The sequence below is a fragment of the Streptococcus oralis genome, from assembly GCF_001075675.1.
GTDB lineage: Bacteria > Bacillota > Bacilli > Lactobacillales > Streptococcaceae > Streptococcus > Streptococcus oralis_V.
On sequence record NZ_JUNW01000007.1, the window covers coordinates 66,821 to 81,039 of the forward strand.

The window sequence follows — 14,219 nt, forward strand, 5'->3', positions numbered from 1 at the left end:
CAAGCTCCTAATTTTCATTCCGATTACGGGCGGACTTGGTATCATGAATATGGCTACTTATGAAACCTTTGCGGCTGTTTACGATGCTGTGATGGATGATAGTTTATACGATAAATGGACGGATTTTTCGCTGCGTCATTTGCCTAAGACCAAGGAGAGAAAGAAGCTTTTGGAATTGGCTTGTGGGACGGGTATCCAGTCTGTCCGCTTTTCTCAAGCTGGCTTTGATGTGACAGGACTTGACTTGAGCGCGGATATGCTGAAGATTGCGGAGAAAAGAGCGGCTTCAGCCAAGCAAAAGATTGATTTTATTGAAGGTAATATGCTGGATTTGTCCAAGGCTGGTCAGTATGACTTTGTTACGTGTTACTCTGACTCTATCTGCTACATGCAGGATGAGGTAGAGGTAGGAGACGTCTTTAAGGAAGTGTATAATGCCCTCAATGAAGACGGAGTATTCATCTTTGATGTGCATTCAACTTACCAGACAGATGAAGTTTTTCCAGGCTATTCCTACCATGAAAATGCGGAAGATTTCGCTATGCTCTGGGATACCTATGAGGACGAAGCTCCTCACTCCATCGTGCATGAGTTGACTTTCTTTGTCAAGGAGGCTGACGGTTCCTTTAGTCGTCACGATGAAGTGCATGAGGAGCGGACCTATGAGGTCCTGACCTATGATATATTGCTGGAACAGGCTGGTTTCAAGTCCTTCAAACTCTATGCGGACTTTGAGGACAAGGAACCAACAGAAACCAGCACCCGTTGGTTTTTTGTCGCGCAGAAGTAGGAGATTTCTATGACCATCACAGGTATTATCGCAGAGTTTAATCCTTTTCATAATGGGCATAAATACCTGCTGGATCAGGCGAAGGGATTGAAAATCGTTGCCATGTCTGGGAATTTCATGCAGCGTGGAGAGACTGCTATTGTGGACAAGTGGACACGGGCTCACATGGCACTGGAAAATGGAGCGGATCTGGTAGTGGAATTGCCCTTTTTAGTCAGTGTTCAGGCGGCAGATTTCTTTGGCCAAGGAGCTGTGGATATCTTGGCTCGCTTGGGGATTGATAGGTTAGCTTTCGGGACAGAGGAAGTTCTGGATTATAAAAAGATATCTGACTTATACACAGAGCAAGGTACTGAGATGGAGAAATTTGTGAAAAATCTGCCTGATTCCCTCTCTTATCCCCAGAAAACCCAAGCTATGTGGAAGGAATTTGCAGGTCTTGATTTTTCTGGCCATACCCCCAATCATGTCCTTGCTCTAGCTTATGCAAAGGCAGTTGCAGGACGAAACATCAAACTGCATCCTATTCAGCGTCAAGGAGCGGGTTATCATTCTGTGGACAAGGATGTGGACTTTGCCTCGGCAACAGCCCTCCGTCAGCATCAATCAGACCAAGATTTCTTAGAACGCTTTATGCCTTCTGTTACCCTCTTTGAGCAGGCCAGTAAGGTGAGCTGGGAAGACTATTTTCCCTTACTCCGCTATCAAATTTTGTCAAATCCAGACCTAACCACCATCTATCAGGTCAATCAAGAAATGGCAGTGCGTATCAAGGAAGTTATCAAAACAGCCCAGTCTGTTGACGAATTGGTCGAGGCGGTTGCGACCAAACGCTACACCAAGGCGCGCGTCAGACGCCTCTTGACCTATATTCTGGTGCAGGCCAGAGAAAGCGACTTGCCAGAAGCCATCCATGTCCTTGGATTTACCGAGAAAGGCAGACAACACCTCAAGTCTCTGAAAGGGCAGGTCCATCTAGTCAGTCGAATTGGCAAAGAACCTTGGGATACCATGACCCAAAAGGCAGACCAGATTTACCAACTAGGACAGCCAAGTATAGCAGAGCAGAATTTTGGCAGAGTGCCTATCAAAATCGAATCAAACTAAGTCTACTGAAAGGTAGGCTTTTTTAGAAGATTTTCGAATAAATAGATAGAAAAGAAGAATCTTGTACAAGTTCCTGACAATTTCTTTCTTTTGGTGTATAATAGTGGAAAATAGGTAAAACGAGGTATGGTTATGGAAGCAGTTCTTTACTCAACATTCCGAAATCATTTAAAAGACTACATGAAGAAGGTAAATGATGAATTTGAGCCTTTGACGGTGGTCAATAAAAATCCAGATGAGGACATTGTAGTTCTTTCAAAGAGCGAATGGGATAGTATTCAGGAAACCCTGAGAATCGCTCAGAACAAGGAGCTTTCTGACAAGGTCTTGCGAGGAATGGCTCAAGTTCGTGCTGGAGGCACTCAGGTACATGTGATTGAGGAGTGAGAAATGCTGCTCAAGTTTACAGAAGATGCCTGGGCGGATTATTGCTATTGGCAAAACCAAGATAAGAAAACATTAAAAAGAATCAATAAATTAATCAAGGATATTCAACGCGATCCTTTTGTAGGAATGGGGAAACCAGAACCACTCAAATATGACTATCAAGGAGCTTGGTCACGGCGTATTGATGCAGAAAATCGCTTGATTTATATGATAGATGGAGATAGCGTGGCTTTCTTGTCCTTCAAAGATCATTAGTAAGTCTACTGAAAGGTAGACTTTTTTATTATATGTTTTAATGAAAATGTCATTTTTAAGAGTTAGAAAGTTTGTTTTGTGATTTCAGAACTTTCTTCTAAAATTCACACAAAACTCTTCAATTTGGGTTTGTGAAAATTGTTTTTTTATGATAGAATATTAAGGAATGTATGTCATTCGATAAACAAATTTAATGAGGTAAAAACATGGAAATCATGACACTTGCGATTGCTGTTTTTGCCGTCATCATTGGTTTAGTCATTGGATATGTCAGCATCTCAGCTAAGATGAAATCATCTCAAGAGGCTGCAGAGTTGATGCTTCTAAATGCTGAACAAGAAGCAACTAATTTACGAGGACAAGCTGAGCGCGAAGCGGATTTATTGCTAAATGAAGCCAAGAGCGAAAGCAAGTCTCTTAAAAAAGAAGCACTATTGGAGGCCAAAGAGGAAGCCAGAAAATACCGTGAAGAAGTGGACGCTGAATTTAAGTCAGAACGTCAGGAGCTCAAGCAAATTGAAAGTCGTTTGACGGAGAGAGCTGCGAGCCTTGACCGCAAAGACGACAATTTGACGAACAAAGAAAAAACACTTGAACAAAAAGAACAAAGTATTTCTGATAGAGCAAAAAACCTTGATGCACGTGAAGAGCAATTAGAGGAAGTCGAAAGACAAAAAGAAGCTGAACTTGAACGTATCGGTTCCCTTTCCCAAACTGAGGCTCGAGATATTATCTTGGCTCAGACAGAGGAAAACTTGACCAAGGAAATTGCTAGCCGCATTCGTGAGGCTGAGCAAGAAGTGAAGGAACGTTCAGACAAGATTGCGAAAGATATCTTGGTTCAGGCTATGCAGCGTATCGCTGGTGACTATGTAGCAGAGTCAACAAACTCAACAGTTCACCTTCCAGACGATACCATGAAGGGGCGCATTATCGGACGTGAAGGTCGAAACATTCGTACCTTTGAAAGTTTGACAGGGGTTGATGTCATCATCGACGATACACCGGAAGTGGTAACCTTGTCAGGATTTGATCCGATTCGTCGTGAAATTGCTCGTATGACCATGGAAATGTTGCTCAAGGATGGCCGTATCCACCCAGCTCGTATCGAGGAGTTGGTAGAGAAAAACCGTCAGGAGATTGACAATAAAATCCGTGAATATGGTGAGGCTGCTGCCTATGAGATTGGTGCGCCAAACCTCCATCCAGACTTGATGAAGATCATGGGACGCTTGCAGTTCCGTACTTCATATGGACAAAATGTCTTGCGTCATTCGATTGAGGTTGCTAAGTTATCTGGTATCATCGCCAGTGAACTTGGTGAAAATGCAGCTCTTGCCCGTCGTGCTGGATTCCTTCACGACATCGGGAAAGCTATTGACCGTGAGGTTGAAGGCAGCCACGTTGAGATTGGCACGGAGTTGGCTCGTAAGTATAAGGAACACCCAGTTGTGGTGAATACCATTGCTAGCCACCACGGTGATGTGGAAGCTGAAAGCGTCATTGCAGTGATTGTTGCTGCAGCAGATGCCTTGAGTGCAGCGCGTCCAGGTGCTCGTAGTGAATCTCTTGAAAGCTACATCAAGCGTCTCCATGATTTGGAAGAAATCGCCAATGGCTTTGAAGGAGTGCAAAATAGCTTTGCTCTTCAAGCAGGACGTGAAATCCGTATCATGGTTAATCCAGGACAAATCAAGGACGACAAAGTCACAATCTTGGCTCACAAAGTTCGTGAGAAAATTGAAAATAATCTCGATTACCCAGGAAATATCAAGGTAACCGTGATCCGCGAACTTCGTGCAGTAGATTATGCTAAATAAATAAGAAAGAGCAGTTGAAATATTACTGCTTTTTTGTTACACTAGATAGAAAGACTGTAGAAGGATAACTGACGCTATCATCACTATCCGAGAGAAATTTTACTTTATTTCACAGACTAACTAAAGGAGACATAATGGCAGACCGAGGCTTGCTAATCGTTTTTTCTGGTCCTTCAGGAGTTGGGAAAGGGACGGTTAGAAGAGAGATTTTTGAGAGTTCTGAGAATCAATTTCAATACTCTGTATCGATGACGACGCGTGCGCAACGTCCTGGTGAAGTGGACGGAGTGGACTATTTCTTCCGTACTCGTGAAGAGTTTGAAGAGCTGATCCGTCAAGGTCAGATGTTGGAATATGCAGAATATGTCGGTAACTACTATGGAACTCCTCTGACCAATGTCAATGAAACTCTGGACAAGGGAATCGATGTCTTTCTTGAGATTGAAGTCCAAGGAGCCCTTCAGGTTAAGAAAAAGGTTCCAGATGCTGTCTTTATCTTTCTAACGCCACCAGATTTGGATGAATTGCAAGATCGTTTGGTAGGTCGTGGAACAGATAGCGCTGAAGTGATTGCCCAACGAATTGAAAAAGCCAAGGAAGAAATTGCCCTCATGCGTGAGTATGATTACGCCATTGTCAACGATCAGGTTCCCCTCGCTGCTGAGCGTGTCAAGCGTGTAATCGAAGCAGAACACTTCCGTGTGGACCGTGTCATTGGTCACTACCAGGAGATGTTGCCAAAATCTCCAATTACTCGATAAACTATAGGAAACAGGTACAAGCAAATGATGTTAAAACCCTCTATCGATACCTTGCTAGACAAGGTACCATCAAAATATTCACTCGTAATCTTGGAAGCAAAACGTGCCCACGAACTAGAAGCAGGTGCGCCAGCAACTCAAGAGTTTAAGTCTGAAAAATCAACTCTTCGCGCTTTGGAAGAAATCGAGTCAGGAAATGTAACCATTCACCCAGATCCAGAAGGAAAACGTGAAGCGGTTCGTCTTCGTATCGAAGAAGAAAAACGCCGCAAAGAAGAAGAAGAAAAGAAAATCAAAGAGCAAATCGCTAAAGAAAAAGAAGATGGTGAAAAAATTTAAGGTTGGGGGGACTCAATCTTATTTTTTCTATTGCAAGAATTTACTGACAAGAAGGAGGTGAGAAGATGGCTATTGCAAAGATTATCGTGGATGTTCCCCTGATGCAGACGGACCAGCCCTATAGCTACAAGGTTCCTGAGGAATTTGTAGACATGCTGGAAGTCGGTATGCGGGTCCATGTCCCCTTCGGTAAGGGCAATCGTTTGATCCAAGGGATTGTGCTTGGCCTGGAGTCCCAGTCGGATGAAGAGGTGGCTGATCAGAACTTGAAAGAGATTGCGGAGGTGCTGGATTTTTCCCCGGTTCTCACTCAAGAGCAACTCTGGTTGGCTGAGGAGTTACGCAAGTCCGTCTTTTCTTATAAAATCTCCATTCTAAAAGCCATGCTACCAGGATTTTTAAACTCCAGTTATGATAAGATTCTCTATCCTCTGGAAGGTCTGAGTCAGGCAGACCGAGAGCGTCTGTTTGGTTCAGAAGATTCGCTAGCCTTTTCTTCTCTAGACCTTGCCAAGCAGGCAGAAATGATGCGCTTGACCAGGAAAGGGCTGCTCCGCTTAGAATACCAGGCAGTCGATCAAAAGAAGGTCAAGACCCAGTCTTGGTATGAGCTTGATGCTACTCGACTAGAGCAGATTGAGATTTCTGCGCGTGCTAAGAAAAAGGCAGAGCTGAGAGACTATTTGCTGTCTCATCCTGAGAGTGCTCCTCTGGCTAGTTTGTTAGAATTCTTCTCACGCGAGCAAGTCAACTTCTTTGTGGAGCAAGGAACTGTGTCCATAGTCCAAAAGGAAGTGCAACGCTCAGCTGCTTATTTTGAAGGCATTGAAGCCAGTCAACCTTTGGAATTGAATCCAGAACAAAGACAGGCGCGTGATGCCGTTGTCAGTGCTATTGGCAGTCAACAGCCTCCTTTCCTCCTTCAAGGGATTACAGGAAGTGGGAAAACGGAGGTTTACTTGCAGATTATCCAAGGGGCCTTGGACAAGGGCAAGACAGCCATTTTACTGGTACCTGAGATTTCTCTGACGCCACAGATGACGGAGCGGTTCATTGCTCGTTTCGGCGATAAAGTAGCCATCCTTCATTCAGGCCTTTCCAATGGTGAAAAGTACGACGAGTGGCGCAAGGTTGAGCGCGGCGATGCCCAAGTTGTCGTTGGTGCTCGATCAGCTATCTTTGCTCCTTTGAAAAATCTAGGTGTCATGATTATCGATGAAGAACACGAAGCTAGCTACAAACAAGACAGCAATCCCCGTTATCATGCTAGAGAGGTCGCCATTCTACGGGCCCAGTACAATCAAGCAGCCCTAGTCCTTGGCTCAGCAACACCGAGCTTAGAAAGCCGTGCGCGGGCTGGTAAAGGTGTCTATCAACACTTACGTCTGACCCAACGGGCCAATCCTTTAGCCACTATTCCTGAGGTTCAAGTGATTGACTTTCGTGACTATATCGGGCAGAATGAGACGTCAAACTTTACGCCTCCTTTGCTAGAGGCCATCCAAGACCGTCTGGATAAAAAAGAGCAGGTAGTCCTCATGCTTAACCGTCGGGGCTATTCTAGCTTTGTTATGTGTCGGGAGTGTGGGACGGTAGATAGTTGCCCCAACTGCGATATTTCCTTGACTCTTCACATGGATACCAAGACCATGAACTGCCATTACTGTGGCTTTTCCAAGGGAATTCCTCATGTCTGTCCCAACTGTCAGAGTCGCAGCATTCGCTACTACGGGACGGGGACTCAGAAAGCCTATGATGAGCTAGCAGAGCTCTTTCCTCAGGCTCGCATTCTGCGGATGGATGTGGATACGACTCGCAAGAAAGGTAGTCACCAAGCTCTTCTTGAGCAGTTTGGCCGAGGGGAAGCAGATATCTTGTTGGGAACTCAGATGATTGCCAAGGGCTTGGATTTTCCAAATGTGACCCTAGTCGGAGTTCTCAATGCGGATACGGCCTTGAATCTACCTGATTTCCGTTCCTCTGAGAGAACCTTCCAGCTCTTAACTCAGGTGGCTGGTCGCGCAGGTCGTGCAGAAAAAGCTGGGCAGGTCTTGATCCAGTCATACAATCCTGAGCACTATGCCATTCGTTTTGCCAAGGATCAGGACTACGAGGGCTTTTACGCTTATGAAATGGGTATCAGGCGCCAACTCGGCTATCCGCCTTATTATTTCACTATTGGGATTACCCTCTCTCACAAGAAAGAAGAAGAGGTTGTCAAACGTGCCTATGAAGTCATGGGGATTTTGCGCTCAGGTTTATCGGAAACTAGTAAAATCCTTGGACCAACGCCTAAACCCATCGCCCGTACTCACAACCTTTATCATTACCAGATTTTGATTAAATACCGTTTAGAAGATGAGCTGGGACAGACTCTCAATCGAGTTTTGGCCTTGACTCAAGAACGGGAAAATAGCGAGCTTCGTCTCAGCATTGACCATGAGCCGCAGCAATTTTTATAAGAAGGAGAAGAAATGACAAAACTAATCTTTATGGGAACTCCCAATTTTTCAGCGACAGTTTTGAAGGGGTTGTTGTCAGATAATCGTTATGAGATTCTAGCTGTTGTGACCCAGCCAGACCGCGCTGTCGGCCGTAAAAAAGTAATCCAAGAAACCCCAGTCAAGCAGGCTGCCAAAGAAGCAGGCCTTCCTATCTACCAGCCTGAAAAATTATCTGGAAGTCCAGAGATGGAAGCTATTATGAAGCTAGGAGCAGATGGGATTATCACTGCTGCTTTTGGGCAGTTTCTCCCAAGCAAACTTCTTGATAGCATGGATTTTGCGGTCAACGTTCACGCTTCCCTTCTTCCAAAACACCGTGGTGGTGCACCCATTCATTATGCCTTGATTCAAGGGGATGAGGAAGCTGGTGTGACCATTATGGAGATGGTCAAGGAAATGGATGCAGGGGATATGATTTCTCGTCGCAGTATTCCTATCACTGATGAGGACAATGTCGGGACCTTGTTTGAAAAATTAGCGATTGTTGGTCGTGACTTGCTTTTGGACACCCTGCCTGCCTATATTGCCGGGGAGATCAAACCTGTGCCTCAGGACCCAAGCCAGGTCACTTTCTCGCCAAATATCAAACCAGAGGAAGAAAAATTGGACTGGAATAAGACTAACCGTCAACTCTTCAACCAAATCAGAGGGATGAATCCATGGCCTGTTGCCCATACTTTTCTCAAGGGCGATCGCTTTAAAATCTATGAAGCCCTACCTGTAGAAGGTCAGGGAGCTCCAGGTGAGATCCTCTCAATCGGCAAGAAGGAATTGATTGTCGCAACGGCTGAAGGAGCTCTGTCTCTCAAGCAAGTGCAGCCAGCTGGGAAACCTAAGATGGACATTGCTTCCTTCCTCAACGGAGTGGGACGGACATTGACTGTAGGAGAACGATTTGGTGACTAAAGTAGAAACGGCTAGAAATCTAGCTCTAGCAGTGCTAGGGGATGTTTTGGTTAACCAAGCATATTCCAATATTGCCTTAAACAAACACCTCAAGGGGAGTCAACTTTCAGCAGCAGACAAGGGCTTGGTGACAGAGATTGTCTACGGAACGGTAGCCCGAAAACTCACCCTGGAATGGTACCTGTCCCACTTTATCCAAGACAGAGATAAGCTAGATAACTGGCTCTATATCCTGCTCCTTCTGAGCGCCTACCAACTTCGGTATCTAGATAAGATTCCTAATCACGCTGTTGTTAATGAAGCGGTAGAGTTAGCCAAAGCCCGTAAAAAAGGCAGTGAAAAATTGGTCAACGCCGTCCTTCGTCGTATCTTGCGAGAAGGTTGGCCAGATATTGACAGCATTAAGCGAAAAAATAAGCGTGATTCCATTGCCTATTCTCTCCCAGTTTGGCTAGTATCTAAACTTAAGGAAGAATACGATGAAGAGCGAGCACAAGCCATCTTTAAAAGTCTCTTGGTGCGCAACAAAGCCAGTATTCGGGTGACCAACTTGAGCCGAAAAGAGGAAATCAAAGCTTTGTTAGAGGCGACCAATTCCCCTTTAGCGGCCACTGGTCTGGTCAAGGAGCAAGGCCACTTTGCAGGACATGATTTGTTCGCAGAAGGGGCTATAACCATCCAAGACGAGTCCAGTCAACTGGTTGCTCCGACTCTTGATCTACAAGGCGATGAGCAGGTCCTGGATGCCTGTGCCGCTCCGGGTGGAAAAACAGCTCATATAGCTTCTTATCTCGCTACAGGTCAGGTAACTGCTCTGGACTTGTATGACCATAAGTTGGACTTGATCCAAGAAAATGCGGAGCGTTTAGGTGTGGCAGAACGAGTGCAAACGCAAAAATTGGATGCCAGAAAGGTTCATGAGTTTTTCGGTCGGGATTCTTTTGATAAGATTTTGGTAGATGCTCCCTGTTCTGGGATTGGACTTTTACGTCGCAAACCAGACATCAAATACAATAAAGAAACAGCAGATTTCACGTCCTTACAGGAAATTCAGCTGGAAATATTAGGTAGTGTTTGTCAAACACTACGTAAAGGTGGTATAATAACGTATAGTACCTGTACTATTGTCTCTGAGGAGAACTTTCAAGTTGTTGAAGCATTTTTAGAAAGTCATCCCGAGTTCGAGCAGGTTAAACTAGAACACGAATGTAAAGATATCCTGAAAAATGGCTGCATCCTGATTACTCCTGAATTGTATGGAAGTGATGGATTCTTTATCAGCCAATTTCGCAAGATATCAGAATAGGAAGGAACTGACACAATGGAAATAGCATTATTAACAGATGTTGGTCAGAAACGGACAAATAATCAGGACTATGTCAATCACTTTGTCAACCGAGCAGGACGCACTATGATCATCTTGGCTGACGGGATGGGAGGACACCGTGCAGGAAATATCGCTAGTGAGATGGCGGTAACAGACCTTGGTGTGGCTTGGGTGGATACTCAAATTGACTCAGTCAATGAAGTTCGTGAGTGGTTTGCCCACTACCTGGAGATTGAAAATCAAAAAATTCATCAACTAGGTCAGGACGAAGCCTACAGAGGTATGGGAACAACGCTAGAAGCTGTTGCGTTTATTGACAACCAAGCCATCTATGCTCACATTGGAGATTCTCGTATCGGTTTGATTCGTGGAGAAGAATACCACCAGTTGACAAGTGACCATTCTTTGGTCAATGAATTGCTCAAGGCTGGTCAATTGACTCCAGAAGAAGCAGAAACTCACCCTCAAAAGAATATCATCACCCAGTCTATCGGACAAAAAGATGAAATCCAGCCAGATTTTGGGATGATTACACTGGAGTCAGGAGATTATCTCTTGCTCAATAGTGATGGTTTGACCAATATGATTTCGGCAAGCGAGATTTATGATATCGTAACCAGTGATATTTCCCTAGCAGACAAGGCGGCAACCCTCATTCGCTTCGCTAACAATGCAGGAGGTTTAGACAACATTACGGTTGCCCTTGTTTACATGAACGAGGAGGCAGCAGAATGATCCAAATCGGCAAGATTTTTGCCGGGCGGTATCGGATTGTCAAGCAGATTGGTCGAGGAGGCATGGCAGATGTTTACTTGGCCAAGGATTTGATCCTAGACGGGGAAGAAGTGGCAGTGAAGGTCCTGAGGACTAACTACCAGACAGACCCAATTGCTGTGGCACGTTTCCAACGTGAAGCGAGAGCCATGGCGGATCTGGACCATCCTCATATCGTTCGGATAACAGATATTGGTGAGGAAGATGGTCAACAGTACCTGGCTATGGAATACGTAGCAGGCCTTGACCTCAAGCGTTATATCAAAGAACACTATCCTCTTTCAAATGAAGAAGCAGTTCGGATTATGGGGCAAATCCTCTTGGCCATGCGCTTAGCCCATACTCGAGGAATCGTTCACCGGGATTTGAAACCTCAAAATATCCTCTTGACACCTGACGGCACAGCTAAGGTCACGGACTTTGGGATTGCCGTAGCCTTTGCAGAGACCAGTCTGACCCAGACAAACTCAATGTTAGGCTCTGTTCATTATTTGTCACCTGAGCAAGCGCGTGGTTCTAAAGCGACCTTCCAGAGTGATATCTATGCAATGGGGATTATCTTCTATGAAATGCTGACGGGACATATCCCTTATGATGGGGATAGCGCGGTTACGATTGCCCTCCAGCATTTCCAGAAGCCACTTCCGTCCGTCATAGCTGAAAACCCATCTGTCCCTCAGGCTTTAGAAAATGTTGTCATCAAGGCAACTGCTAAGAAGCTATCAGACCGTTATCAGTCTGTTTCTGAAATGTATGTGGACTTGTCAACTAGCTTGTCTTATAATCGTCGCAATGAACCGAAACTGGTCTTTGACGATGCGAGTAAGGCAGATACTAAGACTTTGCCTAAAGTTCCACAAAGTACACTGACATCGATTCCAAAAGCTCCGGCGCAAGAAGAACGCCCTCAGCCAAAGAAACCAACTCAACCAGTGGCAGAGCCTGCTCCAGCGCCAAAGCCTGCCAAGAAACGGAAGTTTAAGGCTCGCTATATGATTCTTTTAGCTAGTCTTCTATTGGTTGCAGCCTCTTTGGTCTGGATTTTGGCAAGAACACCAGCAACGATTGCTATTCCTGACGTAGCTGGACAAACCGTTGCAGAGGCTAAGGAAGCTCTGAAAAAATCCAAGTTTGAAGCCGGTGAAGAAAAGTCAGAAGCCAGCGATACAGTAGCAGAGGGACGTGTTATTCGAACGGATCCAGAAGCTGGTAGCAGCCGAAAAGAAGGAACCAAGGTCAATTTGATTGTTTCTTCTGGTAAGCAATCCTTCCAATTGAGCAATTACGTCGGACGTAAGTATACGGAAGTCGTAGCCGAACTCAAGGAGAAGAAGGTTCCTGAAAATCTAATTAAGATGGAAGAGGAAGAATCCAGCGAAAGCGAACCTGGAACCGTCCTCAGACAGACTCCTGCTTCGGGTTCGACTTATGATCTCTCAAAAGCCACTACGATTACCTTAACAGTAGCTAAGAAGGTGACTAGTGTCAGCATGCCGAACTACATCGGTTCAAGTCTCGAGTTTACAAAGAATAACTTGACTCAGATTGTCGGTGTGAAGGAAGCAAATATTGAGGTTGTAGAAGTATCGACTGCTCCTGAAGGAACGGCAGAAGGAACTGTTGTAAATCAAACGCCAAGAGCAGGAGAACAGGTTGATCTTGCAAGTACGCGTATCAAACTTTCCATCTACAAACCAAAAACACCACCGTCAACTTCATCCTCTAATCCTGCCCAACGTGGGAACCAGGGTTCTCCTACAAGTCCAAACCAGGGGAACCAACAAGGAAATCAACAAGGGAACACTCCTTCTAGCAGTTCATCCAATAGTGAAGGAACTCACGAAAGTTCTCGAGATTAAACGAATCTTTGTCATGATTTCATGACAAAGATTTTTTTTCACAAGATTTTGTGATAAAATATAGGGAGTAGAAAAAAGGAGGAGAAAATGGACGAATCGAGAGAGTTGAATGCCGTCATTGATGTGATTATGCTAGCAGGAACCATTCTCCTGAAAAGTGGCTCAGAGATTCATCGGGTTGAGGATACTATGATCCGTATTGCCCATTCGCAGGGAATAATGGATTGCAATGTTCTTGCCATGCCCGCAGCTATTTTTTTTTCTATCGAAAACACCAATATTTCTCGGATGAAACGGGTGACCTCGTCCTCTTATAACATTGAAAAAGTCTGTGATGTCAACCAAGTATCACGGGAGCTTGTCGGAGGGCAGATTGATCTCTCGACAGCCTTTAAAAAGCTGAAAGAAATCGGCAATCAAGCCCTTCCTTATACCAAGTTCCAAGTGACTGTGGCAGCGACCCTCAGTGCCCCTTTCTTCTCGATTATGTTTGGGGGCAATGTCTATGACGCTTTTGGCGCGGCTATTGCGACCTTATTTGGATTTGCCTTCTCTCTCTACGTAGAGAAGTTTGTCCGCATTCCTTTTGTAACGGCCTTTGCGGGTGCCTTTGTTTTCGGATTGATCGCCCAGTTCTGGGCCCGCTATACAGGATTTCCTTCGACGGCAGACCTGATTATAGCAGGAGCGGTCATGCCCTTTGTTCCAGGGATTGCTCTGACAAATGCGGTACGGGATATCATGACCAACCATATCAACTCTGGTATGAGCAAGATGTTTGAATCTTTGCTCATTACCCTCGCTTTAGGGGCCGGCACCTCTGTCGCCCTGGTTTTGATGACTTAAGATGACTCTAACAAGTATTTTGCTCCAAGCAGTGGCGAGTTTACTCGCCATCATCACCTTTCTAATCGTACTGAATGTTCAACGCTCCATGCTCCTACCTGGTGGTATTTTGGGAATGGGCGTTTGGCTCCTCTATCTCGTGCTCAAAGAACCAACCAATGTTATTATTGCGACCTTTATCGCAGCAGTAATTGGCTCTTGCATCAGCCAGATTTTAAGTATTGTCTACAAGACACCAGCGGTGGTCTTTGTCTTGGCTATTCTTGCCCCCTTGGTGCCAGGTTATTTATCCTATCGAACGACAGCTTTCTTTGTGACAGGCGATTACAGTCATGCTATTGCAAGCGCGACTTTGGTAGTTATGTTAGCCCTCGTTATTTCTATTGGAATGGCAAGTGGAACGGTAATTCTAAAGCTTTACTACTACATCCGAAAACAACGAGGAATCTCTTCCTAATGCAGTCAAAGCAAAGACTTGATTTGTTGAATCAAGTCTTTTTTCTCTCTTTTGTCCCTATTTGTGATAAAATAGAATGAAACGATT

The 14,219-nt window shown here is 45.0% G+C and carries 14 protein-coding genes; all 14 read left to right on the forward strand.

Annotated features, from left to right (window positions below; all coding sequences use genetic code 11):
• The first annotated feature begins 49 nt into the window (after positions 1-49).
• Positions 50-790, forward strand: coding sequence for a methyltransferase domain-containing protein (locus ADM50_RS01540; RefSeq protein ID WP_049484292.1), 741 nt, complete (start codon positions 50-52; stop codon positions 788-790).
• A gap of 9 nt (positions 791-799) precedes the next feature.
• Positions 800-1,897 carry a nucleotidyltransferase gene (locus ADM50_RS01545; RefSeq protein WP_049484293.1) on the forward strand — a complete coding sequence of 366 codons (1,098 nt, stop codon included), beginning with the start codon at positions 800-802 and terminating at the stop codon, positions 1,895-1,897.
• A 132-nt stretch (positions 1,898-2,029) separates the two neighbouring features.
• Positions 2,030-2,284, forward strand: a complete 255-nt coding sequence (locus tag ADM50_RS01550) for a type II toxin-antitoxin system Phd/YefM family antitoxin (protein WP_025171799.1) — start codon at positions 2,030-2,032, stop codon at positions 2,282-2,284.
• Positions 2,285-2,287: 3 nt separating this feature from the next.
• On the forward strand, positions 2,288-2,539 hold the full coding sequence (locus ADM50_RS01555) for a Txe/YoeB family addiction module toxin (RefSeq protein ID WP_049484294.1): 252 nt from the start codon (positions 2,288-2,290) through the stop codon (positions 2,537-2,539).
• Between the two features lie 206 nt (positions 2,540-2,745).
• Positions 2,746-4,359, forward strand: coding sequence for a ribonuclease Y (locus ADM50_RS01560; protein WP_044021238.1), 1,614 nt, complete (start codon positions 2,746-2,748; stop codon positions 4,357-4,359).
• A gap of 134 nt (positions 4,360-4,493) precedes the next feature.
• Positions 4,494-5,120 carry a guanylate kinase gene (gene gmk / locus ADM50_RS01565; protein WP_049484295.1) on the forward strand — a complete coding sequence of 209 codons (627 nt, stop codon included), beginning with the start codon at positions 4,494-4,496 and terminating at the stop codon, positions 5,118-5,120.
• 24 nt (positions 5,121-5,144) lie between these two features.
• Positions 5,145-5,459 (forward strand): DNA-directed RNA polymerase subunit omega, encoded by a 315-nt coding sequence (gene rpoZ / locus ADM50_RS01570; protein WP_002874282.1) that lies wholly within the window; start codon positions 5,145-5,147, stop codon positions 5,457-5,459.
• A 65-nt stretch (positions 5,460-5,524) separates the two neighbouring features.
• Entirely contained in the window at positions 5,525-7,921 is a 2,397-nt protein-coding gene (locus tag ADM50_RS01575) for a primosomal protein N' (RefSeq protein WP_049484296.1), read from the forward strand.
• Positions 7,922-7,933: 12 nt separating this feature from the next.
• Complete coding sequence (fmt, locus tag ADM50_RS01580) at positions 7,934-8,869, forward strand: methionyl-tRNA formyltransferase (RefSeq protein WP_049484297.1); 936 nt, start codon at positions 7,934-7,936, stop codon at positions 8,867-8,869.
• A complete protein-coding gene (gene rsmB / locus ADM50_RS01585; protein WP_049484326.1) occupies positions 8,862-10,175 on the forward strand; it encodes a 16S rRNA (cytosine(967)-C(5))-methyltransferase RsmB in 1,314 nt (437 codons plus the stop codon). Before fmt ends, rsmB begins: the two co-directional genes overlap by 8 nt.
• Positions 10,176-10,190: 15 nt before the next feature.
• Complete coding sequence (locus ADM50_RS01590; protein ID WP_000401527.1) at positions 10,191-10,931, forward strand: Stp1/IreP family PP2C-type Ser/Thr phosphatase; 741 nt, start codon at positions 10,191-10,193, stop codon at positions 10,929-10,931.
• The gene (pknB, locus tag ADM50_RS01595; protein WP_049484298.1) at positions 10,928-12,829 is read left to right on the forward strand and encodes a Stk1 family PASTA domain-containing Ser/Thr kinase; all 1,902 of its coding nucleotides are present in this window, start codon (positions 10,928-10,930) and stop codon (positions 12,827-12,829) included. Before ADM50_RS01590 ends, pknB begins: the two co-directional genes overlap by 4 nt.
• An 87-nt stretch (positions 12,830-12,916) precedes the next feature.
• A complete protein-coding gene (locus ADM50_RS01600) occupies positions 12,917-13,675 on the forward strand; it encodes a threonine/serine exporter family protein (protein ID WP_000344542.1) in 759 nt (252 codons plus the stop codon).
• A gap of 1 nt (position 13,676) precedes the next feature.
• Positions 13,677-14,132 (forward strand): threonine/serine exporter family protein, encoded by a 456-nt coding sequence (locus tag ADM50_RS01605; RefSeq protein ID WP_000176902.1) that lies wholly within the window; start codon positions 13,677-13,679, stop codon positions 14,130-14,132.
• The last annotated feature ends 87 nt before the right edge of the window (positions 14,133-14,219 follow it).

Bases quoted from the DNA above. Each gene is read 5' to 3' on its own strand.
- ADM50_RS01555 (WP_049484294.1), top strand. From the start codon at position 2,288: ATGCTGCTCAAGTTTACAGAAGATGCCTGGGCGGATTATTGCTATTGG.
- ADM50_RS01575 (WP_049484296.1), top strand. From the start codon at position 5,525: ATGGCTATTGCAAAGATTATCGTGGATGTTCCCCTGATGCAGACGGAC.
- ADM50_RS01590 (WP_000401527.1), top strand. From the start codon at position 10,191: ATGGAAATAGCATTATTAACAGATGTTGGTCAGAAACGGACAAATAAT.
- ADM50_RS01550 (WP_025171799.1), top strand. From the start codon at position 2,030: ATGGAAGCAGTTCTTTACTCAACATTCCGAAATCATTTAAAAGACTAC.
- pknB (WP_049484298.1), top strand. From the start codon at position 10,928: ATGATCCAAATCGGCAAGATTTTTGCCGGGCGGTATCGGATTGTCAAG.
- rpoZ (WP_002874282.1), top strand. From the start codon at position 5,145: ATGATGTTAAAACCCTCTATCGATACCTTGCTAGACAAGGTACCATCA.
- ADM50_RS01605 (WP_000176902.1), top strand. From the start codon at position 13,677: ATGACTCTAACAAGTATTTTGCTCCAAGCAGTGGCGAGTTTACTCGCC.
- ADM50_RS01560 (WP_044021238.1), top strand. From the start codon at position 2,746: ATGGAAATCATGACACTTGCGATTGCTGTTTTTGCCGTCATCATTGGT.
- ADM50_RS01540 (WP_049484292.1), top strand. From the start codon at position 50: ATGGCTACTTATGAAACCTTTGCGGCTGTTTACGATGCTGTGATGGAT.
- fmt (WP_049484297.1), top strand. From the start codon at position 7,934: ATGACAAAACTAATCTTTATGGGAACTCCCAATTTTTCAGCGACAGTT.
- ADM50_RS01600 (WP_000344542.1), top strand. From the start codon at position 12,917: ATGGACGAATCGAGAGAGTTGAATGCCGTCATTGATGTGATTATGCTA.
- ADM50_RS01545 (WP_049484293.1), top strand. From the start codon at position 800: ATGACCATCACAGGTATTATCGCAGAGTTTAATCCTTTTCATAATGGG.
- gmk (WP_049484295.1), top strand. From the start codon at position 4,494: ATGGCAGACCGAGGCTTGCTAATCGTTTTTTCTGGTCCTTCAGGAGTT.